Origin of the sequence: Bradyrhizobium sp. CCBAU 11434, assembly GCF_028128895.1 — a bacterium.
GTDB lineage: Bacteria > Pseudomonadota > Alphaproteobacteria > Rhizobiales > Xanthobacteraceae > Bradyrhizobium > Bradyrhizobium zhengyangense.
Window position 1 is genome coordinate 299,727 of record NZ_LBJX01000011.1, and the last position, 24,009, is coordinate 323,735.

The window sequence follows — 24,009 nt, forward strand, 5'->3', positions numbered from 1 at the left end:
AACCAGGCTCGATCACCAACGACATGGCTCACGTCGCTCGATGACGGATTGGGGCGAGGGTTGGTCTTGCAAGATAGCGTGTGCACGATGCGTGCACGGGAGCTTCAATAGAAGCTCATCGCAGTCGGTATGAGCTGGCTTTGGCCAGCCTCGCACGATGTGCGCGACCCGCGGGCGTCTGGTTGCGGAAGCAATTTCTGTCGCTGGACGAGGAACCTGGCGTCGGAGCAATCGTGCCCCGTCCTCCACTCTAGGCAAATTCCCTGAAAGCACCGGCCGCCCTTGCCGCCGCCGCAGTCGGACGACCTGGGACGGCGCCAGCGGCCGTTCGAACCGGCTCGGGAAGGCGGGATCTCCCATTGACAGGTCGCCCGGGATGATAGAATTATAACAAGATAAGTTGCAAAAATAACAATATGTCACCATCGTACCAGCATCTCGCGGGGGCGACGGGAGGAAAGTTTGGAATTGTCGGGTTCGGTTGCAGCAGAATCCCTGCCGTCGACCTCGCTTGTGATGGTCAGTGCCATCAACAAGCGTTTTGGCGGCGTGCGGGCGCTCCGCGACGTCGACCTCCAGGTTCGCGCCGGCGAGGTGCATGCGCTGCTCGGCGAGAACGGCGCCGGAAAATCCACGCTGATCAAGATCCTCAGTGGAGTTCATAGCCTCGACAGCGGCACGATCGAGATCGCTGGCAAGCCCGTGGAATTCGACAGCCCGGCGAAGTCGCGCGAGGCGGGGATCGCCGTTGTCTACCAGGACCTCAGCCTCGTCGAATCCTTGAGTGTTGCGGACAATTTGCTGCTCGGTCGCGAGCCGCGCACAGCTTTCGGCTTTGTCCGGAAGCGCGCGCTGATGGTCAGGGCCGAGGCGTTCCTGAAAGAGCTGGGCATTCCCCTGGATACGCGCGCGACTGTCGGCTCGCTGCCGTTCGCCTACCGCCAGATGACGGAGATCGCAAAGGCGCTGATGGGCGAGGTCCGGCTGCTGATCCTCGACGAGCCGACGTCGTCGCTGACATCGGATGAGGTCCGGATCCTGTTCGACGCGATCGGGAAGGCGACGCGCCGCGGCGTCGGCGTGATCTATGTGACCCATCGGCTGAACGAGGTCTTCGAGATCTCGCAGCGCGTCACTGTGCTGCGCGATGGCGCCAACGCCGGCACGTTCATCACCGCCGAGACCGACATGAAGCGGCTGGTGAACGCCATCGTCGGGTCAGATCGATCGGTATTGACAGGCTCGCGCACTGAGCCTGCCGTGAAGCGTGAGTTGGATCCGTCGCCGGTTTTGTCGCTGTCGAACGTATCCAACGACCGGCTTCGCGCGGTCGATTTGTCCGTGCGGAAGGGCGAGATCCACGGTCTTGCCGGGCTGATCGGGAGCGGACGCACGGAGATTTTGGAGACGGTGTTCGGCCTGCGACCGCTCGAGAGCGGCGCAATCGAAATCGAAGGCCGCCGCTGGCTGCCGGCCGGGCCGGCCGATGCGATCGAGCAGGGCGTCGCGCTGGTGCCGGAGGACCGGCACGTGCAGGGCCTGGTCCTCGATCATTCGATCGAACGAAACGTCACCTTGCCGCGGATTCCGCATTTCTCGCGCTGGGGCTGGATGCAGCAACGCGCCGCAGCCAGGCGTGCGGAAAGTGCGGTCGCAAGGCTTTCGGTGAAAGCGCAAGGCGCCTCCAGCCTGGTCAGGACGCTCTCGGGCGGTAACCAGCAGAAGGTCGTGTTCGGAAAATGGAATGATCCGCGGCCGCGCGTGCTGCTGCTGGACGAACCGACCGTTGGCGTCGACGTCGGCGCGCGTGAGGAGATCTACGCCGTGATCCGGAATGCCGCCCGCGACGGCAGCGGCGTTCTGGTCGTCTCGTCCGACCTCGTCGAATTGATCGAGCTCTGCGACCGCATCTCCGTGATCGTCAATGGGCGCGTCGCTCGAACGCTGGTGCGCGGCGAGATCGATGACGCCGAAGAGCTGCACCATCTCCTCCAAATCTACCAGGCCTCCGGGCTGAGCACATCGCAAGAGTTGTCCGCATGACCGAACTGACCGCTCCCAACGTCGTCGCTTCGTCGACCCGGTCCGACCGGCGCCGTAGAATTGTCCAGAATCTGCTGCGGGGCGAGAGGCCGTACATGCTGTACATCGCCTTCGTGATCCTGCTGGTCGTGTTCAGCCTGTCCTCGCCCTGGTTCCTCTCGGTCGACAACTTCCTGAACATCGGACGGCAGACCACGCTGGTGTCGATCATCGCAGTCGGCATGACCTTCATTATCATCGCGCGTCAGATCGATCTGTCGGTCGCATCGACGCTGGCGCTGTCAGGCATGGCGGCGGCTCTGGCGATGAGCCAGATCAACAACAGCTGGATCGTCGGCGCCGTCGCCGGGCTTGGCACCGGCGCGCTGGTCGGGCTGATCAACGGCATCCTGACCACGCAACTGTCGATTCCATCCTTCCTGGTGACGCTGGGCTCATTGAGCATGGCGCGGGGACTGGCGATGATGGTGACCAACACCAAGCCCGTCATCATCACCAACGAAACCTATTTCGCGATCTTCGGCGAAGGCACGTTCCTCGGCATCCCGGTTCCGATTGCCTGGACATTGGCGGCGATGATCGTCGGCATCCTGCTGCTGCACTACAACGTGTTTGGCCGTCGCATCTATGCGGTCGGCGGCAACCCGACTGCGGCGCTCTATTCCGGCATCAACACCAAGCGGATCACGACGGCGGCCTTCGTCCTCACCGGCACGCTCGCGGGCCTCGCCGCGCTGGTGCTGTCCGCACGCTCACATGCCGCGCGACCCGATGTCGTGCAGGGCATGGAGCTCGACGTCATCGCTGCCGTGATCCTCGGCGGTTGCAGCCTGTTCGGCGGGCGCGGCTACATCCTGGGAACGCTGTTCGGCAGCCTGATCATCGGCACCCTCAATAACGGCCTCGTTCTGCTCGGCGTGAGCTCGCCGATGCAGCTCGTGATCAAGGGCGCGATCATCGTGGCCGCGGTTGCCTTCACGAAACGCTAGCCAGAGTCAGGCGCGGCGCATGAGCCACTGGTTCATTGCGCCGCGTGGGTAGGGGCAAGGTCGCTGGCCCTCCGGTAATCGGCGACCAACATGGAGGAAACAAATGAAACCAATCTTGCGACACGCCTTGCCTTTGACCGTGTTGATGGCCACTGCGGCCGTCGCGACGATCCCGTCGGCCCGCGCTGAAGTGCCCGCGACCTGCGTCAAGGGCGTCGATCTCGCAACGCTCGGACCAAAATCGATCGTCGGCCAGGGCCCCCACGGCGAGAAGGCGGCTTCGCCCGAGGTGCTCGCGCTGTCGGAGGCCGACGTTGCGAAGATCAAGGAGAAGCACTTCAAGGTCGGCATCTCCATGCAGACCGTCAACCTCGACTGGTCGCAGCTCCAGATCCAGGGCATCACCGACACGCTGAAGAAGTACGGCGTGACGGTGACCGGCGTCGCCTCCGCCGAATATCAGGTCGACAAGCAGATCGCCGATATCGAGAACACCATCCAGCAGCATCCTGATGGCATCATCTCGATCCCGGTAGACTTCACCGCGACCGCGCCGACCTACAAGAAGATCGCCAAGGCCGGCATCAAGCTCGTGCTGATGGACAGCATCCCGACCGGCCTGAAGCATCCCGAGGAATATGCCACGATGGTCTCGGCGGATAGCCAGGGCAACGGCCAAATCGCAGCGCAGATCCTGGCGTCCTGCATGCCGCAGGGCGGCACCATTGGTCTCGTCAATTTCGGCGTCGACTATTTCAGCACTAACGAGCGCACCAAGGGGGTGCGGGAGTGGATGAAGGCGAACCGGCCCGACATCAAGATGAAGCAGGTCGATTTCACTGATCCGCCAAAGGTCTCGCAGATCGCGGGCGACTTCCTCACCGGCAATCCCGACGTCAAAGGACTCTACGCGGTGTGGGATCAGCCGGCACTGGATACGCTAAGCTCGATGCGCGCCCAGGGCATCGACATTCCCATGACGACGGTCGATCTCGGCCTGCAATCGGCGATCGAGATTGCCAAGGGCGGTCCATTGAAGGCGACCGGCTCGCAGCGTCCCTATGACCAGGGCGTCGCCGAGGCGATGGCGATGATGAACGCGCTGTTGGGCAAGGAAACGCCCGGCTGGGTCGGTGTGCAGTCGCTGCCGGTGACGCAGGCGAACGTGTTGGAGTCCTACAAGACCGTCTTCAAGAAAGACCCGCCGGCCGAGCTGACGGATGCCTGCAACAAGGCGAAGCCCGCTTGTAATTGAGCTCGCGGTTACAATGCGTGGTTCTACCGGACCACGCATTGTCCAGCAGGCCTGATCCGGGCGGACCAGCCCCCATCCGGATCAGGCTGCGCTGGTGATGTATTCGACGGGAAGGTTGCGGAAGTGCTTGCGCGTGTCTGGTGGCACTGCGCCGCCGACGATGATCCGCGAGAATGAGCCGACGTCAGAGAAGAAGGCCGGCTTGAGGCTGCCGAGCTTGCTGGCATCAACCACCAGGATGCTCTCCATAGCGGTCGCGATCACGGCCTGCTTGATAGCGACCTCGTGAAAATTCGAGCAGCTGGCGCCGCGGGTCCAGTGCAGGCCGCCGGCCGAGATGAAGGCCTTGTTGACCCCGAGCCGCCGCAGATAGGACAGGCCGTCATCCGACGAGAATGATTGCGATGATGGATGGTAGAGCCCGCCCATCAGCATCACCTGCGTTGCCGGGCGGTGAGTGACGATCGTGGCAACGTTCAGCGAATAGCAGATCACCGAGAGCGGCATGTCCTCGGGCAGGCAATCCGCCAGCGACTGCATGGTGGTGCCGCAGTCGATGAAGATGGTGTCGCCTTCCCTGATCGAGGCGGCAGCGGAACGGCAGGCGAGGCGCTTGTCCTGCGTGTGCTGGTCGATCTCCTGCTCGAACGTGTACTTGATACCGGTCGGCGAGGCCGCATTGACCACGTAGCCGCCGAGCAAGGCGAGCGTACCGTCCGGACCGGCGAGGTCGCGCCTCACCGTCATCTCCGACACTTTCAGCAAGTCAGCGGCGTCCTTCAGATGCAGCGCGCCGCTGGTTTCGACGGCGCGGCGCAGCCGTTGCAGCCGCTGGACGCGGGTCTCGCTGGAGCGTGCGGTCGGTGTTTCAGCCATTTTCGTCACCGAGCTTGCTTATCCGGTTGACAATGATCTTACAATGATGTGAGTTTAGCAACGTCAATTTGTTACAATAATAACATCTAGTCCGGAGGGCGGTCCTGTCAGCGATGGCAGGCAACGGAAGCTCCGACGGGCAAGGGATGGGAGGATCGCATGTTGCAATCGGCACCAGTCTATCTGTCGCTTCCGCCGATTCGCTAGCACCGCACGCGTACCGATGGCGCAGGGCGTCTTGATATCAAATCCATCCGCGGTGCCGGTGCAGCCACATGCACGGGATCACAATCACACTCATGCCATCGCGCGCAACACCGGCCGCGCGCTCGAGATGGACTGGGTCGACGAGATCAGGATCAATCTGTCCGCCGCCGAGCGCCGCGTCGCGAGCCTGCCCGGCCGACGCACCGTCAAGAAGGACGCGCAGGCGGCGTGGCTGCTCAAGGCAATCACCTGCATCGATCTGACGACACTCAACGGCGACGATACGACCGAGCGTGTGAAGCGCCTCTGCGCCAAGGCGCGGGCGCCGCTACGGCGCGATCTCCTCGAGGCCGTGGGCTTTGCCGGGCGCACGCTGCACACGGGCGCGATCTGCGTCTATCACCGCTTCGTCGCAACCGCCGTCGAAGCGCTCGAAGGATCCGACATTCCGGTGGCTGCGGTTTCGACCGGTTTTCCTGCGGGCCTCATCCCCCACGATCTCAAGCTCAGGGAGATCGAGGCTTCCGTCAGGGACGGCGCGCGGGAGATCGACATCGTCATCACGCGCGAGCATGTGCTGACCGGCGATTGGCGCGCGCTCTACGATGAAGTGCGGGATTTCCGCGCCGCCTGCGGGGAAGCGCATCTCAAGACGATCCTGGCGACCGGCGATCTCAAGACGCTGCGCAACGTCGCCAAGGCCTCGATGGTCTGCATGATGGCCGGCGCCGACTTCATCAAGACTTCGACCGGCAAGGAAGGCGTCAACGCCACGCTGCCGGTGACGCTGGCGATGCTGCGCATGATCAGGCTCTATGAAGAGCGCACCGGCTTCAAGATCGGCTTCAAGCCAGCCGGTGGAATCTCGACCGCGAAGGACGTGCTCAACTATCAGTTCTTGATGAAGGAGGAGTTGGGGCGCGACTGGCTCGAACCGGATCTATTCCGGATCGGCGCCTCGAGCCTGCTCGCCGATATCGAGCGCCAGCTCGAGCATCACGTCACCGGCCGCTACTCGGCCTTCAACCGCCATCCCGTGGGCTGAGCATGAGCATCGCACATTACTACGAGACCATGGAGTATGGTCCAGCTCCCGAGGCGGACGGCGAGGCGCGCGCCTGGCTGAAGCGGCATGAGGCGACGTTCGCGCATTTCATCGCCGGCAAGTTCGTGAGCCCAGCTTCGGGCAAGCATCTGACGACGATCGAGCCGGCCACCGGCAAGTCACTCGCTAAAATCGCGCAAGGCGTCGCTGCCGATGTCGAGGCTGCCGTCACCGCAGCCCGATCGGCGCAGGCACCGTGGGCGAAGCTCGGTGGTCACGGTCGCGCCCGCCGTCTCTACGCGCTGGCGCGTATGCTGCAGCGTCATGCGCGACTGTTCGCGGTGCTGGAAGCGATCGACAATGGCAAGCCGATCAGGGAAACCCGGGATCTCGACGTGCCACTGGCCGCGCGCCATTTCCTGTATCACGCCGGCTGGGCGCAATTGCAGGAGCGCGAATTCGCCGACCACGTTCCGGTCGGTGTGATCGGCCAGATCATCCCCTGGAATTTTCCGCTGCTGATGCTGGCCTGGAAGATCGCGCCCGCGCTGGCGGCTGGCAACACCGTGGTGCTGAAGCCGGCGGAGTTCACCTCGCTCACCGCGCTGCTGTTCGCTGAGCTCGCGGCGGAAGCCGGCTTGCCGCCCGGAGTGCTGAATGTGGTGACCGGCGACGGCGCCACCGGCGCGCTCCTGATCGAAAATCCCGGTGTCGACAAGATCGCCTTCACAGGATCGACCGAGGTCGGCCGATTGATCCGCCAGTCGACCGCAGGCAGCGGCAAGTCGCTGACCCTCGAGCTCGGTGGCAAGTCGCCGTTCATCGTGTTCGACGATGCCGATATCGATGGCGCCGTGGAAGGCGTGGTCGATGCGATCTGGTTCAACCAGGGCCAGGTCTGCTGCGCCGGATCGCGGCTGCTGTTGCAGGAGGGTATCGCCGAGACCTTCCGCAAACGTCTGATCCGCCGCATGGAGACGCTCCGCGTCGGGTCGCCACTCGACAAGGCGATCGACATGGGCGCGGTGGTCGCGCCTGTCCAGCTCGAGCGGATCAAGGCGCTGGTCGAAACAGGTGTGAAGGAGGGGGCCGAGAAGTATCAGGCGTCCGGGGCGATCCCCGCGGAAGGTTGCTTCTATCCGCCGACCTTGCTCTGGAACGTCCATCCGTCCTCGACCGTGGCGATCGAGGAGATCTTTGGGCCCGTGCTGGTCGCAATGACATTCCGCACGCCTGATGAGGCCGTGATGCTCGCCAACAACACGCGCTACGGGCTTGCCGCCAGCGTCTGGAGCGAGACCATTGGCCTCGCGCTCGATATCGCGCCAAAACTTCAAGCCGGCGTGGTCTGGGTCAATGCGACCAATCTATTCGATGCCAGCGTCGGCTTCGGCGGCTATCGCGAGTCCGGCTTCGGCCGCGAGGGCGGGCGGGAAGGTCTCTTCGAATATCTCAAGCCGAAAGCATGGGCCGGCCGCAAAGCGCGAGCCAAGCTGCCGCCACTGCCTGAAGCCGCGACCGAGGGCGCTGGATTCGGCACGCCGTCGATCGACCGAACCGCCAAGCTTTTCGTCGGTGGCAAGCAGGTCCGCCCCGACGGGAATTATTCGCGCAGCGTGTTGTCGCCGAAAGGAAAACACCTTGGCGAGGTCGGCGAGGGCAATCGCAAGGACATCCGCAACGCGGTGGCTGCCGCGCGTACGGCTGAAGCTTGGGCGCGGGCGACGGCGCATAATCGCGCCCAAATCCTCTACTACCTTGCCGAGAATCTGTCAGCGCGCGGCGACGAGTTCGCCCGGCGCATCAGTGATATGACCGGCGTTTCGCCTGCCAAGGCGCGCGCCGAGGTCGAGGCGAGTATCGAGCGGTTGTTCAGCTATGGGGCCTGGGCCGACAAATATGAGGGGACGATCCATGCGCCGCCGCTGCGCGGCGTGGCGCTTGCGATGCACGAGCCGATCGGCGTCGTCGGGGTCGCCTGTCCGGACGAAGCTCCGCTGCTGGGCTTCATCAGCCTGGTGGCCCCGCTGATCGCGATGGGCAACCGCGTCGTCGCAGTGCCGAGCGAGCGGCATCCGCTGGCTGCGACCGATTTCTACCAGGTGCTGGAGACGTCGGACGTGCCGGCCGGCGTCGTCAACATCGTGACGGGCGAGCGCGATGCGCTTGCCAAGGTCCTTGCCGAGCATGACGACGTCGATGCGCTCTGGGTGTTCGGCTCGCAGGAGGCCTCGACTGCGGCGGAGCGGCTCTCGGTCGGCAATCTCAAGCGCACGCTGGTCGACCATGGACTGGCGCTCGATTGGTACGACAGGGCAGCGAGCGAGGGGCCGATCTTGCTCCGCCATGCGGTGCAGGTGAAGAACATCTGGATTCCCTATGGTGACTAGAGACGTCACCTGGCGGTGATATGAATGGGCATCCGGACCATCAGAGTCCGGTCGTTTTTGAAGAAGGGAGGACACAACATGCTCAAGGGCATCAACCCACTGCTCAATGCCGACGTGCTCTATGCCTTGCGCGCAATGGGGCACGGGGATCGCCTCGTCGTGTGCGACACCAATTTCCCGGCGGACTCGATCGCGCGTCAGACCGTGTTCGGCGAGCTGCTGCGCATCGACAATGTCAGCACGGCAAGGGCGATCGAAGCCATTCTCTCGGTGATGCCGCTCGATACGTTCGTGGACGATGCGGCGATGCGCATGGAGATCGTCGGCAAGCCTCAGGAGGTGCCGCCGGTGCAGCACGAGGTGCAGGCCGTGATCGACCGCGCAGAGGGGCGCTCCTGGCCGCTGGTCGGGGTCGAACGCCACGCCTTCTATGAGAAGGCCAAGACGGCCTATTGCGTGATCGCGACCGGCGAGCGGCGCTTCTACGGCTGCTTCATCTTCTCCAAAGGCGTCATCGCGCCGGACGGAGAGTGATGACCATGAGCAAGTCTGGCGTCGCAGTCCTCGGCATCTTCGTCGTCGACCTGGCCTTCCGGGCCGGCAACATGCCGGCGATCGGCGAAACCATCGCAGGCTCGGGATTTGCCATGGGGCCGGGCGGCAAGGGCTCGAACCAGGCCGTCGCCGCGGCGCGCGCGGGCGCGGACGTGACCTTCATCTCCCGGATCGGCAGCGACGCCTTCGGTGATCTTGCCATCAAGACCTGGGAAGCCGAAGGCATCAGGCCGCGCGTCGCCAGGACCAAGGAGGCGCCGACCGGCGCCGCCTTCATCTACGTCCACGAGACGCGTGGCGACAACGCCATCATCGTGGTGAGCGGGGCGGCCGACGGCCTCAGCCCTGATGATGTCGACGCGGCCGCGGAGGCGATCCGCTCTAGCCGCGTCTTCGTGACCCAGCTGGAGCAGCCGGTCGCCGCCGCGCAGCGCGGGCTCGAGATCGCGCGCGCCGCCGGCAGCATCACCGTGTTCAACCCGGCGCCCGCGGGCGTCTTCGACGATGGCCTGTTCGCCTTGTGCGACTACGTCGTCCCCAACGAGACCGAGGCCGAAGCGCTGACCGGGATCGCGGTCGGCGATCTCGCCGGTGCTCGCCGTGCGGGCGAGGCGCTGCTGGCCAAGGGCGCCGGCACCGCGTTGATCACGCTCGGCGAGCGTGGGGCACTGTTTCATGGACGCGATCGCTCGCTGCACGTGCCGCCGTTCGCTGCCGGCAAAGTGGTCGAGACGGCCGGCGCGGGCGATGCCTTCGTCGGCGGCTTTGCGGCAGCGCTCGCGGGCGGCGCCGATCCGCTGGACGCGGCACGCTTCGGCTCGGCGACAGCGGGGATTTCCGTGACGCGCGCCGGCACTGCGCCAGCGATGCCGCGGCGCGCCGAGATCGAAGCCCTGTTGAAGGTTTGATCTACCGATGATGCGGAACGATCCGATCAAGCATGTCTTCATCTGGCCGGCGGTGCTCGTCGTGCTGGCGATTTCGATCTTTCCGCTGATCTATTCCCTCACCACGAGCTTCCTCAGCTATCGCCTGATTCCGCCGATCCCGCCGCGTGTGGTGTGGTTCGGCAATTATGTCACCCTGTTGCAGGAGCCGCGCTTCTGGAACGCGATCCTCACGACGACCTTGATCGCCTTCATCGCGGTCAGCTTGCAATATGTTATCGGCTTTAGCGTTGCGCTCGCGCTGAACGCGCGCGTGCCGGGCGAACGGCTGTTTCGCGTGGCCTTGCTGCTGCCGATGCTGCTGGCTCCGGTTGCCGTCGCGCTTGTGGCCCGCATGATCTTCAATCCGACCATGGGTCCGCTCAACCAGTTTCTCTCCATGTTTGGCCTCGCGAACCTGCCGTTCCTCACCAATGGACATTGGGCGCTCGGCTGCATCATCGCGGTCGAGATCTGGCAGTGGACGCCCTTTGTGGTCCTGATGATGCTGGCCGGCCTGCAAACGCTCCCAGAAGACGTCTACGAGGCTGCCGAACTCGAGAACGCCAGCGCGTGGCAGCAGTTCTGGGGCATCACCTTTCCGATGATGCTGCCGATCTCTGCCGCTGTCGTCTTCATCCGCCTGATCGAGAGCTACAAGATCATGGACACCGTGTTCGTGATGACGGGCGGCGGACCGGGCGTCGACACCGAGACGCTGACCCTGTTCGCCTATCAGGAGGGCTTCAAGAAGTTCAATCTCGGCTACACCTCGGCGCTGAGCTTCCTGTTCCTGATCGCCATCACGATCATCGGCGTGACTTATCTGGCGCTGCTGCGTCCGCATCTGGAGAAGCGCCGATGAGCGGGCAGGGCCTCACCGGACTGTCGACCTGGAGCCGCCGCCTGATCGCAGCAGGCGTTCTCGCCTGGTGCCTGATCACGGCGTTCCCGCTCTATTGGGTGGTGGTCACAGCCTTCAAGACGCCGCCGGGCGTGGTCGGTGGTCCGACCTATATTCCCTTCGTCGATTTCACGCCAACGCTTCAGCCCTTCATCGATCTCTACCAGGGCATCCGCGGTGAATTCTTCCACACCTTCCTGAACTCGACCATCGTCGGGCTGTCCGCGGCAGCGATCGCGACCGCGATCGGGGCGATGGCGGCCTATGCGCTTGTCAGGTTCGAATTCAAGGTGCGATTTGGCGCCGGCCTGATCTTCTTCCTGCTCGCGCTCGGCGGATATCTGCTCTTCAACAACAATCTCGGATTCACTCGCGCGCAGGCGCTGCTGCTCGCGTTTCCGATCGCGCTGGTCGTTGCCATCGTCGCCAACCGCCTGCCGCTGCCGGGTCCGATCCTCGGCAATGAGGACATCCTGTTCTGGTTCGTCAGCCAGCGCATGTTTCCGCCGATTGTCACGGCCTTTGCTCTGTATCTGCTCTACAGCGAAATCGGCCGGCTCGGCTTCCAGCTGATCGACAGCTTTGTCGGCTTGACGCTGTGCTACGTCGCGTTCTCGCTGCCGATCGTGGTCTGGCTGATGCGCGATTTCTTCGAGGCGATCCCGATCGAGGTCGAGGAAGCCGCGATGGTCGACAACGTGCCGAGCTGGCGCATCTTCCTCGGCATCGTGGTGCCGATGTCGATGAACGGGCTGCTGGCGACTTTCATGATCACGCTGGCCTTCGTCTGGAACGAGTTCCTGTTCGCGCTGTTCCTGACCAATTCCAAATGGCAGACGCTGCCGATCCTGGTGGCCGGACAGAACAGCCAGCGCGGCGACGAATGGTGGGCGATCTCGGCCGCGGCGCTCGTCGCCATCGTTCCGATGATGATCATGGCGGGCCTGCTCAGCCGCATGATGCGGTCGGGTCTGCTGCTCGGGGCAATCAAATAGCAAAAACTGATCTAGGGAGGACTGGACGATGTTGCGACGGACGTTTCTGATGCTGACCACCTCGCTCGCCGTGGCTTGCGCTGCGAGCCAGGCGAACGCGGCCTGTAGCCCGGATTATTCCGGTGTCACCTTGACGGTGGCATCGCAGACCGGACCCTATATCGCCTCCGCGCTCAAGCTCGGCGCGGATGAATGGACCAAGAAGACCTGCGGCAAGGTCAATGTCGTCGAGTTTCCGTGGTCGGAGCTTTACCCGAAGATCGTGACGTCGCTGACCGCATCGGACGCGACCTTCGACCTCGTCAGCTTCGCGCCGGCTTGGCTGCCGGACTTCGTGCCCTATCTCAGCGAGATGCCGAAGGCGATGCAGTCAGGCAAGGACTGGGATGATATCGAGCCGGCCTACCGCGAACGGCTGATGGTGTGGGAAGGCAAGATCTATTCGCAGTCGATGGACGGCGACGTCCACACCTACACCTATCGCACCGACCTGTTCAACGATCCCAAGGAGAAGGACGCCTTCAAGGCCAAGTACGGCTACGATCTGGCGCCGCCCAAGACCTGGAAGCAATATCTCGACATCGCCGAGTTCTTCCAACGTCCCGACAAGGGACTTTGGGGCACCGCGGAAGCCTTCCGTCGTGGCGGCCAGCAGTTCTGGTTCTTCTTCAGCCACGCGGCAGCCTACACCAACAACCCGAACTATCCGGGCGCGATGTTCTTCGACCCCGAAACGATGGATGCCCAGATCAACAATCCGGGCTGGGTGAAGGGACTGGAAGAATATATCCGCGCCTCCAAGCTTGGCCCACCCAACGCCTTGAACTTCTCATTCGGTGAGGTCAACGCGGCCGTGGCGGGCGGTCAGGTCGCGGAATCGATCGGTTGGGGCGACACCGGCGTGATCGCGGCCGATCCCAAGCAGTCGAAGATCTCAGGCAAGGTCGGCTCGGCGGTGCTGCCTGGCTCTGACGAGATCTGGAACGCCAAGACCAAGAAGTGGGACAAGTTCCCGGCCGTCCTGCCGGCGCCCTTCATGGCCTTCGGTGGATGGCAGATTGCCGTGCCGAAGGTCGGCAAGAACCAGCAGGCGGCATGGGATTTCATCAAGACGCTGACCAGCCCCGAAGTCTCCGGCCAGGCTGCCATTACCGGCGGCACGGGTGTCAACCCGTACCGCAAGTCGCACACCGCGAATCTGGAGCTGTGGAGCAAGATCTTCTCGCCGCAGGAAGCCAAGGAATATCTCGGCGCGCAGGCCGACTCCATCAACGGCAAGAACGTCGCGCTCGACATGCGTCTGCCCGGCTATTTCTCCTACACCGAGGTGGTGGAGATCGAGCTTGGCAAGGCACTGGCCGGGCAGACCACGCCGCAGGCCGCGCTGGACACGGTCGCAAAGGAATGGAATCGCCTGACTGACGAGTTCGGTCGTGCAAAACAGCTCGCCGCCTATCGCGCGGCGATGGGCCTGCCGCCCAAAAACTAAAGCCGAGAACTAAAGCCAAGAACTAACCTGAGAACTAACCTCCGCTGAGACTTCCCCGGATGACGCGTCAGCGTCATCCGGGTCTTGTTGACCGTCGATCTAGGGGACGGGAAAAGGATTCCATGGCGCGCGTCGAGATCGAGAACGTCAGCAAGGCATACGGGCCCTATGAGATCATCGAGGGGCTTGATCTGAACGTGGCTGACGAGGAGTTCGTCGTGCTCGTCGGCCCGTCGGGCTGCGGCAAGACCACGACGCTGCGCATGATTGCAGGACTGGAGACGGTCACGAGCGGAAGCATCCGCATCGGTGATCGCGATGTGACGCAGCTGCGTCCGGGCCTGCGCAATTGCGCGATGGTGTTTCAGAGCTACGCGCTCTATCCGCATATGACGGTTGGCGAGAATATTGGCTACGGCATGAAGGTGCGCGGCGAGGAGCGCGCCAGCATCGCGAAAGCGGTCCAGGACGTGGCCCGGGTGCTCGACCTCGAGCAATATCTGGACCGTCGTCCCAAGCAGCTCTCCGGCGGGCAGCGGCAGCGTGTCGCGATCGGCCGCGCTATCGTGCGCAGCCCGGACGTGTTCCTGTTCGACGAGCCGCTATCGAACCTCGACGCCAAGCTCCGCATCGAGATGCGGACCGAGATCAAGGCCTTGCACCGCCGTCTCGCCAAGACGATCGTCTATGTCACCCACGACCAGGTCGAAGCCATGACCATGGCCGATCGCGTCGTGGTGATGAATCGCGGCCGGATCGAGCAGGCGGCCGATCCCATCACGATCTATGAAAAGCCCAGCAATCTCTTCGTTGCGGGCTTCATGGGCGCCCCCAGCATGAACTTCATCCATGGCGAAATCGCCGCGCGCGATGGGGCGCTGGTCTTCACCGAGCCGTCGGGGACGGCGTTGAAACTGCCGAAATCCCGCGAGGCGGCCTATGCAGGCAGCGTCGGCAAGCCTGTCGTGCTTGGCGTGCGGCCCGACCATGTGTTGCGGCAAGACGCCCCGGCTGGCTCGTCCGTTCGGATCATGGTGAAGGACGTAGAGCCGCTCGGGCCGCATACGCTCGTGATCGGCACCGTCGGCGCGTTCCCGTTCACGGCGCAGATGCCGGTGGGGGTGGCTGCGGCGCCGGATCATTTCATCGACGTCGCGCTCGATCTGGAGCGGACCCATCTGTTCGACAAGGCGTCGGGGAAAGCAATCACCTGACAACGCGGCTCAGAACCGCTTCGCCATCTCCGCGAGGCGGCGATGCGCGGTCTCGCGGGCGGCGCGGATCGGCTCAGTCGGACCCGCGGTCGGTCCGATCGGCACGAAGCGCACGTCGCTGACACCGATGAAGCGGAGCGCCTCGCGCAAATATGGCGTAGCCATGTCGATGCGGCCGCGGTTCATGCCGGTGGCAAAGTCGCTGCCGGAGGCGAGGATAACGATGGTCGGACGATCCTTCAGCAATGGAAGATAGCCCTGCGCGGGCTCGAAGCGGAACGTCAGGCCGGGCTGGATGATGATGTCGAACCACTGCTTCAGCTTGTAGGGGATGCCGAAATTCCACATCGGCGTCGAGATCAGAACGCGGTCGGCTAGTGAAAAGCGCAGCGCCATCCGTTCGGCCTCGGCGAAGCTGTCCCGCTGCGCGTCATTGAAGGCCTGCGCCGTCATCCGCGCATATTTGGCCTCGACGATGGGTCCCGCAAATTCCGGCATCCGTTCGCGCCAGAGATCGACGACATCGATGTCCCAATTGGGGCGGGCCTGGCGAAAGCCGTCAAGGAAGACGGCCGCGCCGGCGCTCGACTCGGAATCGGGGCGCGGCGAGCAGGAGAGATGCAGAAGCTTTGCCACCGCTCATCCCAGCGCTCTGATGACGGCATCCGCCCTGGTAACGACGGCAACGTTCTGCATGGCAAAATTGATCGAGGCCGAGTGCCAGTCCGCATTCATGGTCGAACAGCAATCCTCCGGCACGATCATGAAATAGCCCTTGTCGGCGCCGGTGCGCGCGGTGTGCTCGACCGACATGTTGGTCCAGGCACCGGTGTTGATGATCATGTCGCGGCCGGTGGCTTTCAGGATCGTCTCCAGCTTGGTGCCTTCCCAGGCACTCATCCGCATCTTCTCGACCACGTAATCGCCGGGCCGCGGCTCGAGGCCTGACACCGGCGCGGCGCCCCAGCTGCCGCGCACCATCGCCTTGCTGTCGACAAGCCCTTCGAACAGCGGCGCGTTCAGCGTCACGCCGGGCGCTCCTGGCTCGACCACGAACCAGACATGGATGATGGCAACGCCGCGCGCTCGCGCCGTCTCCGCCAGGCGCCGGACGTTCTCGACGACGTGCTGCTGCTTGGCATGGCCTGGCGCACCGGAGTCAGCGAAGGCGCCGCCATCCATGATGACGTCGTTCTGGAGATCCTGGATGATCATGGCGCAGCGCTGCGGATCGAGGCGCAGCTCGCCGTCGGCAAGGATCGGCGCCGCAGCTGCAGGACCGGGGCTCGCGGCGCCACCGCTGCTGCGCCTGCCGCTCATATAGGGTTCGTGGCGCGGTCCGGTCCTGGTCGGGATCGCGTAGACCGAATGCGTCGAGGTCAGGTAGAGCGTGCGAAAATCAGGTCCACCCCAGGCGAGGTTGGCGACCAGTTCGGGCACGCGAACCTTGCCGAGCAGCTCGCCCCGCGGCGAATAGACCCAGACGCCGCCGGGCGCGGTGACCCAGACATTGCCGTGCTGATCGCATTTCATGCCGTCGGGCAGGCCAGGCTCGAGCTCCGACTTGATGCCGCTCGCGAACACCCGAGCATTCGACAGCGAACCGTCGCCGCTGACGTCGAACACGCGGATCAGCGCCTGCACGGTGTCGTTGACATAGAGCAGTCTCTCGTCGGGCGAGAAGCAAAGCCCGTTCGGCTGGTCGAACAACGTTCGATCGACCACCAGCTTCGGTTCGCCGCCAGGCATCACACGGTAGACGCCCTGAAAGCCGAGCTGCCGCGGTCGCTCGACGCCGTAGACCGGCATGCGGCCATACCAGGGGTCGGAGAAATAGATCGCGCCCGAGGAGTGCACGCAGACATCGTTGGGACTGTTGAGCTCCTGCCCGCTAAAGTGCGAGGCCAGCACCTCGCGCCGTCCATCCGGCCGTTCACGGATCAGCGACGACGTCGCATGCTCGCAGACGATCAGATTGAGCTCGGCATCGTAGGTCATACCGTTGCATTTGTTCGACGGACGCTTGACCTCGGCGACACCGCGCCGCGAATCCCAGCGCCGGCGCACGTCGCCCGGCATGTCCGAGAACAGCAAATAATGATCGATCGGATGCCAGATCGGCCCTTCCGTGAACTCAAAGCCTGTGCCGACCTGGGCAACGGGTGCGTAAGGATCGATCAGGGTCTCGAATTCAGAACGTAAGGTGACGTGCGTCATCGGTCGGTCCTCACATCGTGCTACGCGGGAAACCAGTTGCGTGCGGGCAGGGACTGCACGATTGGTCCGGGCACCTGATCGTGCAGACGCCCCACGACATTGCCGCCTTCGATCTTGGCGGGGCGGTCGTGCACTGGCAGCAGATAGCGCGAGTTGCTGAGCAGCTTCTTGATTGCGGCCTTCTCCGCACGCTTGCTGGTGCCGTGGTTGCCCGTCGTGCGCGGCTCCCAGTCATGGATTTCGTGGAAGGGCGTGACGATCTGGTCGTTGAAATCGTAGATCACGTCGCCGCAGATGGTGGCGATTCCGTCGGCGGTCTCGACAATGATGTTCATCGAGCCCTCGGTATGGGCATTGGCGGCATCGCAATAGACGCCGGGCATCAGCTCGATCGGGCCGGTGATCTCCAAGTCGAGAAAGCGGAGCGCACTCTTGGTGTGCAGGCGGTCGATCAAATGCTTGATGTCGGGTGCCGGATATTGCGGATGCATCAGGCCGGAGACTGAATATTCCAGCTCCTTGCGGTTGAGAACGACCGTCGTGTTCATCGGGAACAGATCGTCCTTGCCCGCATGGTCGATGTGCAGATGGGTGTGGCAGACGAAGCGCACGTCGCCCATGCGCACGCCGTGGCGGGCGAGCTGGTTCTCGATCATGTGTTCGTGGTATTGCAGCCCCCGCATGCCCAGCGTCTCCATGATCTGATTGGAGCGATAGCCGGTGTCGACCACGACAGGATATTTGCCGCCGAGGATCAGAAAGCCCAGCGTAAGGACGCGGCGGGTGCGGCCGCAGTCGCGACCGAGCACCAGGAAGCTCGATTCCAGCTCGATATCCCCGTAGTCCAGGATCTTGATCTCCAGCGCCATTCGTTTCCCTCCTCGTGTTCTTTCTTGTCTTTCAAAGCCGATAGACGCGTGTTGCGGTGCCTCGGAAGATCGCATCCCGCTGCTCGGCGCTCAGCGAAGCGGCGGCTGCGCGAAATGCGTCAACAAGCGCGCGATAGCTGGTCCACAATTTCTCGATCGGGAAATTCGAGCCGAACAGGCAGCGCTCGGTGCCGAAGATCGCAACGGTATCCATGACCACCGCGGCGATGTGCGCGGGATCATTGCGGTGGATGAAGGTTCCAAGCCCGGAGAGCTTCGAGACGACATTCGGGCAGGTCGCAAGCCGCGCCATGCCCGCGCGCCAAGCGGCGCGGCCTGCTGGCGAAAGGTCTTCGAGCATGCCGGCATGCTGGAGGATGAAGGTCACCTTGGGGCAGGATTCGGCGAGATGTGCGGCATCCGGCATCTGCGGCGTGAAGACCTGGAGATCAAAACTCCAGCCGTAATCGGCGAGCCGCGCGACGTTGCGGCGGACCACGGGATCGATGCACAGATCGGGCTTGGCCGCGAAACGATAGAGCGGGTTTGCATGCCAGTGCAGCTGCATGCGCACGCCGCGCACCAGGGAATAGCGCTTGAGGCGGTCGAGCTGCGGACGCACGTCGTCCACGGCGAAATTGGCATAGGCGACGATGGCGTGCGGCCAACCGGTCTCGTCGGCGGTCCGCTGCACCCAGGCCGCCTCGTCCTCGAAACGATCGTTGGCCCAGTTGGTCTGGACGTAAACCGAGCGGGTAACGCCGTTGCCCTTGAGATCGTCGAGAAATTCCTCGATCGGATAGTCGCGCCGGATGGCCTCGTAGGGTCCGAAGATGCGAGGTTGCATCGGGCCGACCAGCCAGGGCAGATCGGCCTGCCGCCAGATATGATGATGCCCGTCGATCATCTCGGTCACGCAACTCTCCTTCGTCCCAAGGCGAGGACATGCGCGACGATCGACGCGCTCGATCCGCCGTCGACGAGATCGTCGACGAAGCGCTCGATCGCAACGAGCGCCTCGGTCTGCGGCCGAAAGCCGGGTCCGGACGCCAGCGGCGTCAGCCAGCTCACGCGCCAGGCCCGCTGCGATAGTTTGGCCACCGCATCGCGCAGGGCATCGGGCTCGCCGCGCTCCAGCCCATCGGAGACGACGACCACGGCCGCCCCGCGGGCATAGCCGCCAAAGCGCGGCACCGCGAGGAAGGCTTGCAGCGCATCGCCGATGCGGGTGCCGCCGTCCCAGTCGCTGACGAGATGCGCGGCCGCGCTCAGCGCCTGCTCGCGGCGCTTCACGCGCAGCGCGCGGGTGACACGGGTCAGCCGGGTGCCGAAGGTGAAGACCTCGACATTGGGCGCGGCCTGCACCAGTGCATGCGCCAGCTTCATGTTTTCCTCGGTGCGGCTCTTCATCGAGCCGGAGACGTCGATCAGCAGCAGGAATTTGCGCGGGCGCTGGCGCCGCTTCAGATGCCCGAGCCGCAGGATCTCGCCGTCGCTGCGGACGGAGTCGCGCAAGGTGCGACGGAGGTCGGCAAACGGTCCGCGGCGGGCGCGCATACGACGGTGACCACGTCGCTGCGGCAGGCGCTGTGGTGCCTCGCGGGACAAACGGCGGAGCGCCTCGGTGGTGGACAGCTGCGCGAAGCGGCGCTCGACCAGCGCCTCGGTACGGGTCGCTGTCAGGCCGGACTCGTTGGCGTCGTCGGAGAACAGCGGCTCCTCGTCGCCGCGGCCTTCTTCCTGGAGCCGAACGGTCTCGTCATCCTTGCCGTCATCGGCATGCTCGATTGCCTCACTGCCGCGGAAATGAAGGTCGAATAGCCGGTCAAAGGTCACGCGGCGCTCGGGTGGCGGGGCGAGGGTGGCCAGAGCGGCCTGCCTGATATCCCCGAGGTCGCGCGGGCCCAGCAGTTCGATCGCGGTAAGGAACGCAGTGGTCTGCTCCGGCGCGACAGCAAAACTGTTGGCGCGCAGCAGTGCGACAAAGGAGACGAAGACGCGGGCGGCGCGCGGAAGTTGAAGCTCGGTGCTCATGCGGTGGCCTCCGCGAGCATTGCGTCGAGCCGGGGCGCGATGAAGTGCAGATCCTCCTCGTCCTTGAGCGCCACGCCGATCGAGCGCTTGAAGGCGTCGGGCCAACGCGCACCGCCCTTGTGCAGCAGCGTTGCGGCCTCGGCCCAGTCGACAGCTTCGGCGATTCCGGGCGCTTTGCTCAGCGGCTCGCGCCGGAGCTTGCCGACCGCCGCGACGACCGCCCGCGCAGTGGCTTCGGCGACGCTTGAGGCTCGCAGCATCACGATGCGCGCCTCGCGCTCCTCGGTCGGATAGTCGATCCAGTGATAGACACAGCGGCGGCGGAGCGCTTCGTGCAGGTCGTGCGTCCGGTTCGATGTCAGCACCACCACGGGACGCTCGGCGGCGCGCACGGTGCCGCGCTCGGGGATCGAAATCTGGAAGTCAGAGAGGAATTCGAGCAGAAACGCCTCGAACTCCTGGTCGGCGCGGTCGATTTCGTCTATCAGGAGCACCGTGGAATCAGGCGCACGCAGTGTCGCCAGCATGGGCCGCTCGATCAGGAACGTCTCGCCATAGATGTCGATGCTCTCATCGCCGGCCTGGCGGATCGCGAGCATCTGACGAGGGTAATTCCATTCGTAGAGCGCCGCGGAGGCGTCGATGCCCTCATAGCATTGCAGGCGGATCAGCCGGCGGCCGAGCACGGCGGCGATGGCCTTTGCCGCTTCCGTCTTGCCGACGCCCGGCGCACCCTCCAGCAGCAGCGGCTTACCGAGCGCGAGGCCGAGATAGGCCGCGGTCGCAAGGCCTTCGTCGGCGAGGTAATAGGCCGCGCGCAGCGCCTTCTCCAGCGCCTCCGGGCTGTCGATGCCGACGATGTTGCTGCGGACCGCCATGAACCAAAACCTCTAGCGCCGCGCCTGCGGCCGCGCGCCGCCCTGGGCCTTGATTGCGCGCAGCACCCTCTCAGGGGTGATCGGAAGATCATCGATGCGCACGCCGACCGCGTTGAAGATCGCATTGGCCACCGCCGGCAGCACCGGGTTCGCGCACATCTCGCCGGGGCCCTTGGCGCCGAATGGACCATCCGGGGCAGGGCGCTCCAGCACCGCGATGTCATGCGGGCAGATGTCGCCGGGGCCGGGCATCAGATATTCAACGAAGTCGCGCGGGCCATGCACGGGCTCTGGATAGTAAGGCTCCGGCGTCTCATAGAGCGCGTGGCTGACGCCCATCCAGGCGCCGCCGACGAGCTGCTGCTCGACCAGGCGCGGATTGAGCGCACGGCCGAGTTCATAGGCCGAGTCCATTCGCACCATCGCTACTTCGCCGGTCTCGTCGTCGACATCGACCTCGGCGACGAGGCAGGCATGGGCGTAGCATGTCGCCGGCGACATCTCGCCGGTCTCCGGATTCACTTCGGAGAGCGGCACCAGGAAGATGCCGCGACCCGAGATGGTCTTGCCCTGCTTGAACTGCGCGGCAATCGCGACGTCCTTGGTCGAGATCGAGCGGTGCGGCGCACCCTTGACATGGATATTGCCGCGCCCGTCGGTCTCGAGATCGGCGGCGTTGACCTCCAGCTCCTCGGCGGCCGCCTCCATCATCACGCCGCGCGCCTCGCGCGCCGCCGCCATCACGGCATTGCCGACGCGATGGGTGCCGCGCGAGGCGAACGAGCCCATGCAATGCGGGCCGGTGTCGGAATCGGCCGTGTCGACATAGACATCCTCGACCGGCACGCCGAGCGTCTCCGCGCAGATCTGCCGCGTGACGGATTTCATGCCCTGGCCAAGATCGATCGACGACAGCGCCACCGTGAACTTGCCGCTCGGGTTGGAATGCACCAGCGCCTGGCTGGGATCACCGCCGAGATTCATGCCGATGGGATAGTTGATCGACGCGATGCCGCGTCCGCGATGCCGGGTCATCTAGCGCCTCCTGGTGCCGAAGACGGAGGAGAAGCGGGTCGCACCATGCGACGGTGCAGGTGGCCGCGGCGAGGGCGGCGGAGGAACCGGTGGAGGCGGCTCGCGCGGCGGTTCGCGCGTGACAGTGGGTGGCAGCCTGTCGTAGCTGGTGCGCTGCTGAGCCGGAGCGGTGGGACGTGCGCGCGAAGCATCCGCCGGTGTCGGCGGGATTACGGCGCGACTGCCGCCGCCGTCCTTGCGCGACGATGCGCGCTTGAATTCCTCGCGAAGCGGCCATTTTGCCTTTTCGGCCGCAACCTGCACACATTCGATCAGCGCCGTGTTCTTGGCTTCGCGCCGGTGCGCTTTCATGTCACCGTCGCGATAGGCGTTGAGGATCCGGAACTCCATCGGGTCCATGTTGATGAGGTGCGCCAGCTTGTCCATCTGGCACTCGATGGCAAAGTCCATCGCGGTGACACCGAAGCCGCGCATGGCGGTCGCCGGCGTGCGGTTCGTGAAGACGCAATAGACGTCGCCATAGACGTTCGGGATGGTGTAAGGGCCCGGCAGATGCGCTGCGCATTTCACCGCGGCGTAGCTCGACAGTCGCGTATAGGCGCCGCTGTCGAAATAGGCGAGGATCTTGCGCGCGACGATGCGGCCGTCACGCATCACGCCGTCCTTGATGTAGATGCGCTCGGCGCCGCGCGGCGGGCCGTATTGCATCTCCTCTTCGCGCCCGAACACGTAGCGCACGGGTTTTCCAGTCAGCATCGCGCCGAGAATGGCGAGCGGCTCGGTCAGCGTATCAACCTTGCCGCCGAACCCGCCGCCGACGGTGCCGCCGATGAAGTGGAAGGTGTTGGAAGGGACGTCCAAAATCTTGGCGCAGGTATCGACCGAGAAGAACAGCGCCTGGGTCGAGGTGTAGACGACGAAACGGCCGTTGGTGTCGGGGGCAGCGATTGCACCATTGGTCTCGGTCGGCGCGTGCTCGATCGGCGACATCTGGTAGCGCTGCTCCAGCACGTGATCGGCCGTCGCCAGCGCCGCATCGGCATCGCCGAAGCGAAGCCGCTGGTGGTCATAGGTCTCGTGATAGGTGAAAGTGTTCTTCGGATAGGTCTCGTTGACCACGGGCGCGCCGGGCTTCAGTGCGTCCTCGACGTCGAATACCGCCGGCAACGGCTCGTAGTCAATCCTGACCTTTGCGATGGCCTCAAAGGCCTCGCGCTCGCTGTCGGCGACGATGGCGACAATGGGCTCGCCCTTGTAGCGGACCTTGTCGACCGCCAGCGACGGCTCGTCGTCCTTGCCGAAATTGATCAGGCTCAAAAGCGTGTTGAGATTGACCGGCACGTCGGCGCCGCGGATGATCCGGCGCACGCCGGCCGAACGCTCGGCCTCCGAAGTGTCGATGCGGCGGATGCGTGCATGTGCCTGCGTCGATCGCACGACCTTCAGATGCAGCATGCCTTGCAGCTTGTGATCGTTGAAGTAGCTCGACGTGCCCGTGACATGGCCGAGCATGTCCTGGCGCTGGGTGCCCTTGCCGATTTCCTTCAAATTATCGTCGCGCTCGTCGGCGAAAATATCCTTGCGCAATTCCAGCATGGCGACGTCCTTCAGGCGCTGACCCGGCCGCCGGCGGCGGCGAGGATGGCATTGATGATCGGCTCATAGCCGGTGCAGCGGCAGATATTGCCGGAGATGGCCTCGATGACCTCGTCGCGGCTGGGCGAGGGATTGCGGTCGAGCAGGGCTTTTGCAGCCATCAACATGCCCGGCGTGCAATAGCCGCACTGGGCGGCGAAATTGTCCGCGAAGGCGCGCTGGAGCGGATGCAGGTTCGGACCCTGCTTCATGCCGTCGAGCGTCTCAACGGAGCGGCCCGCGACTGTTTCCGCCAGCGTCAGGCAGGAGAGGTGGAGTTCGCCGTCGATCAGCACGCTGCAAGTGCCGCAGCCGCCCTGGCCGCAGCCGAATTTCGGCGTCATGTCGCCGATCAGTTCGCGCAGCGCCACCAGCAGATTGGTGCCGCCGTCGACGAAGATCGCGACGTCGCGGCCGTTGTGACGAAATTGCAGGGGTATTTTGGACATGCGG

General features: G+C 64.3%; 21 protein-coding genes. 11 read left to right on the forward strand and 10 right to left on the reverse strand.

The annotated features are described in order from the left end of the window. Positions 1-462: 462 nt before the first annotated feature. From XI06_RS08885 to XI06_RS08895, 3 genes are all read left to right on the forward strand, one after another. A complete protein-coding gene (locus tag XI06_RS08885; RefSeq protein ID WP_237859052.1) occupies positions 463-2,043 on the forward strand; it encodes a sugar ABC transporter ATP-binding protein in 1,581 nt (526 codons plus the stop codon). Continuing rightward, positions 2,040-3,032: an ABC transporter permease gene (locus XI06_RS08890; RefSeq protein WP_271605078.1), complete on the forward strand. Its 993-nt coding sequence runs from the start codon at positions 2,040-2,042 to the stop codon at positions 3,030-3,032. The genes XI06_RS08885 and XI06_RS08890 overlap by 4 nt, the downstream gene beginning before the upstream one ends. Positions 3,033-3,135: 103 nt before the next feature. After that, entirely contained in the window at positions 3,136-4,287 is a 1,152-nt protein-coding gene (locus XI06_RS08895) for a substrate-binding domain-containing protein (protein ID WP_237859050.1), read from the forward strand. Between the two features lie 81 nt (positions 4,288-4,368). Here XI06_RS08895 and XI06_RS08900 read toward each other — a convergent pair whose 3' ends face one another. Further along, positions 4,369-5,163: a DeoR/GlpR family DNA-binding transcription regulator gene (locus XI06_RS08900; protein WP_237859049.1), complete on the reverse strand. Its 795-nt coding sequence runs from the start codon at positions 5,161-5,163 to the stop codon at positions 4,369-4,371. 334 nt (positions 5,164-5,497) lie between these two features. Here XI06_RS08900 and deoC point away from each other — a divergent pair, with 334 nt between their 5' ends. From deoC to XI06_RS08940, 8 genes are all read left to right on the forward strand, one after another. Beyond that, complete coding sequence (gene deoC, locus XI06_RS08905) at positions 5,498-6,415, forward strand: deoxyribose-phosphate aldolase (RefSeq protein WP_271605443.1); 918 nt, start codon at positions 5,498-5,500, stop codon at positions 6,413-6,415. Between the two features lie 2 nt (positions 6,416-6,417). Continuing rightward, positions 6,418-8,805: an aldehyde dehydrogenase family protein gene (locus tag XI06_RS08910; RefSeq protein ID WP_271605079.1), complete on the forward strand. Its 2,388-nt coding sequence runs from the start codon at positions 6,418-6,420 to the stop codon at positions 8,803-8,805. Between the two features lie 78 nt (positions 8,806-8,883). Then, positions 8,884-9,339 carry an RbsD/FucU family protein gene (locus XI06_RS08915; protein WP_237859047.1) on the forward strand — a complete coding sequence of 152 codons (456 nt, stop codon included), beginning with the start codon at positions 8,884-8,886 and terminating at the stop codon, positions 9,337-9,339. Positions 9,340-9,344: 5 nt separating this feature from the next. Then, positions 9,345-10,268, forward strand: coding sequence for a ribokinase (gene rbsK, locus XI06_RS08920; RefSeq protein ID WP_237859046.1), 924 nt, complete (start codon positions 9,345-9,347; stop codon positions 10,266-10,268). A 7-nt stretch (positions 10,269-10,275) separates the two neighbouring features. Then, a complete protein-coding gene (locus XI06_RS08925) occupies positions 10,276-11,151 on the forward strand; it encodes a carbohydrate ABC transporter permease (RefSeq protein WP_237859045.1) in 876 nt (291 codons plus the stop codon). Then, positions 11,148-12,185 carry a carbohydrate ABC transporter permease gene (locus XI06_RS08930; RefSeq protein ID WP_237859044.1) on the forward strand — a complete coding sequence of 346 codons (1,038 nt, stop codon included), beginning with the start codon at positions 11,148-11,150 and terminating at the stop codon, positions 12,183-12,185. Before XI06_RS08925 ends, XI06_RS08930 begins: the two co-directional genes overlap by 4 nt. A gap of 49 nt (positions 12,186-12,234) precedes the next feature. Beyond that, positions 12,235-13,674 carry an extracellular solute-binding protein gene (locus XI06_RS08935; protein ID WP_271605444.1) on the forward strand — a complete coding sequence of 480 codons (1,440 nt, stop codon included), beginning with the start codon at positions 12,235-12,237 and terminating at the stop codon, positions 13,672-13,674. A gap of 122 nt (positions 13,675-13,796) precedes the next feature. Beyond that, complete coding sequence (locus tag XI06_RS08940; RefSeq protein WP_237859043.1) at positions 13,797-14,888, forward strand: ABC transporter ATP-binding protein; 1,092 nt, start codon at positions 13,797-13,799, stop codon at positions 14,886-14,888. Between the two features lie 9 nt (positions 14,889-14,897). Here the strand turns inward: XI06_RS08940 and XI06_RS08945 are convergent, their stop codons facing one another. The 9 genes from XI06_RS08945 to XI06_RS08985 are packed head-to-tail and all read right to left on the reverse strand — an operon-like array spanning position 14,898 to position 24,005. After that, positions 14,898-15,524 carry an FMN-dependent NADH-azoreductase gene (locus XI06_RS08945; protein ID WP_237869725.1) on the reverse strand — a complete coding sequence of 209 codons (627 nt, stop codon included), beginning with the start codon at positions 15,522-15,524 and terminating at the stop codon, positions 14,898-14,900. 3 nt (positions 15,525-15,527) lie between these two features. Next, a complete protein-coding gene (locus tag XI06_RS08950; RefSeq protein ID WP_237859041.1) occupies positions 15,528-17,105 on the reverse strand; it encodes an isochorismatase family protein in 1,578 nt (525 codons plus the stop codon). A 20-nt stretch (positions 17,106-17,125) separates the two neighbouring features. Beyond that, positions 17,126-17,974 carry an MBL fold metallo-hydrolase gene (locus tag XI06_RS08955; RefSeq protein WP_057758792.1) on the reverse strand — a complete coding sequence of 283 codons (849 nt, stop codon included), beginning with the start codon at positions 17,972-17,974 and terminating at the stop codon, positions 17,126-17,128. Positions 17,975-18,005: 31 nt separating this feature from the next. Continuing rightward, the gene (locus XI06_RS08960) at positions 18,006-18,890 is read right to left on the reverse strand and encodes an amidohydrolase family protein (protein WP_271605080.1); all 885 of its coding nucleotides are present in this window, start codon (positions 18,888-18,890) and stop codon (positions 18,006-18,008) included. Continuing rightward, positions 18,887-20,008, reverse strand: coding sequence for a vWA domain-containing protein (locus XI06_RS08965; protein ID WP_271605081.1), 1,122 nt, complete (start codon positions 20,006-20,008; stop codon positions 18,887-18,889). Before XI06_RS08965 ends, XI06_RS08960 begins: the two co-directional genes overlap by 4 nt. After that, positions 20,005-20,886: an AAA family ATPase gene (locus tag XI06_RS08970; protein WP_271605082.1), complete on the reverse strand. Its 882-nt coding sequence runs from the start codon at positions 20,884-20,886 to the stop codon at positions 20,005-20,007. Before XI06_RS08970 ends, XI06_RS08965 begins: the two co-directional genes overlap by 4 nt. A 12-nt stretch (positions 20,887-20,898) precedes the next feature. Then, positions 20,899-21,921, reverse strand: a complete 1,023-nt coding sequence (locus XI06_RS08975; protein WP_237869719.1) for a xanthine dehydrogenase family protein molybdopterin-binding subunit — start codon at positions 21,919-21,921, stop codon at positions 20,899-20,901. Next, positions 21,922-23,517 (reverse strand): xanthine dehydrogenase family protein molybdopterin-binding subunit, encoded by a 1,596-nt coding sequence (locus XI06_RS08980; RefSeq protein WP_271605083.1) that lies wholly within the window; start codon positions 23,515-23,517, stop codon positions 21,922-21,924. It abuts the gene before it with no gap. 11 nt (positions 23,518-23,528) lie between these two features. Then, on the reverse strand, positions 23,529-24,005 hold the full coding sequence (locus XI06_RS08985) for a (2Fe-2S)-binding protein (RefSeq protein WP_183243641.1): 477 nt from the start codon (positions 24,003-24,005) through the stop codon (positions 23,529-23,531). Positions 24,006-24,009 lie beyond the last annotated feature (4 nt).

What these genes read in the sequence shown, in the direction of transcription:
- XI06_RS08890 (WP_271605078.1), top strand. Translation starts at nt 2,040, where the DNA reads ATGACCGAACTGACCGCTCCCAACGTCGTCGCTTCGTCGACCCGGTCC.
- XI06_RS08895 (WP_237859050.1), top strand. Translation starts at nt 3,136, where the DNA reads ATGAAACCAATCTTGCGACACGCCTTGCCTTTGACCGTGTTGATGGCC.
- XI06_RS08900 (WP_237859049.1), bottom strand. Translation starts at nt 5,163, where the DNA reads ATGGCTGAAACACCGACCGCACGCTCCAGCGAGACCCGCGTCCAGCGG.
- deoC (WP_271605443.1), top strand. Translation starts at nt 5,498, where the DNA reads ATGGACTGGGTCGACGAGATCAGGATCAATCTGTCCGCCGCCGAGCGC.
- XI06_RS08910 (WP_271605079.1), top strand. Translation starts at nt 6,418, where the DNA reads ATGAGCATCGCACATTACTACGAGACCATGGAGTATGGTCCAGCTCCC.
- XI06_RS08915 (WP_237859047.1), top strand. Translation starts at nt 8,884, where the DNA reads ATGCTCAAGGGCATCAACCCACTGCTCAATGCCGACGTGCTCTATGCC.
- rbsK (WP_237859046.1), top strand. Translation starts at nt 9,345, where the DNA reads ATGAGCAAGTCTGGCGTCGCAGTCCTCGGCATCTTCGTCGTCGACCTG.
- XI06_RS08925 (WP_237859045.1), top strand. Translation starts at nt 10,276, where the DNA reads ATGATGCGGAACGATCCGATCAAGCATGTCTTCATCTGGCCGGCGGTG.
- XI06_RS08930 (WP_237859044.1), top strand. Translation starts at nt 11,148, where the DNA reads ATGAGCGGGCAGGGCCTCACCGGACTGTCGACCTGGAGCCGCCGCCTG.
- XI06_RS08935 (WP_271605444.1), top strand. Translation starts at nt 12,235, where the DNA reads ATGCTGACCACCTCGCTCGCCGTGGCTTGCGCTGCGAGCCAGGCGAAC.
- XI06_RS08940 (WP_237859043.1), top strand. Translation starts at nt 13,797, where the DNA reads ATGGCGCGCGTCGAGATCGAGAACGTCAGCAAGGCATACGGGCCCTAT.
- XI06_RS08950 (WP_237859041.1), bottom strand. Translation starts at nt 17,105, where the DNA reads ATGACGCACGTCACCTTACGTTCTGAATTCGAGACCCTGATCGATCCT.
- XI06_RS08955 (WP_057758792.1), bottom strand. Translation starts at nt 17,974, where the DNA reads ATGGCGCTGGAGATCAAGATCCTGGACTACGGGGATATCGAGCTGGAA.
- XI06_RS08965 (WP_271605081.1), bottom strand. Translation starts at nt 20,008, where the DNA reads ATGAGCACCGAGCTTCAACTTCCGCGCGCCGCCCGCGTCTTCGTCTCC.
- XI06_RS08970 (WP_271605082.1), bottom strand. Translation starts at nt 20,886, where the DNA reads ATGGCGGTCCGCAGCAACATCGTCGGCATCGACAGCCCGGAGGCGCTG.
- XI06_RS08975 (WP_237869719.1), bottom strand. Translation starts at nt 21,921, where the DNA reads ATGACCCGGCATCGCGGACGCGGCATCGCGTCGATCAACTATCCCATC.
- XI06_RS08980 (WP_271605083.1), bottom strand. Translation starts at nt 23,517, where the DNA reads ATGCTGGAATTGCGCAAGGATATTTTCGCCGACGAGCGCGACGATAAT.
- XI06_RS08985 (WP_183243641.1), bottom strand. Translation starts at nt 24,005, where the DNA reads ATGTCCAAAATACCCCTGCAATTTCGTCACAACGGCCGCGACGTCGCG.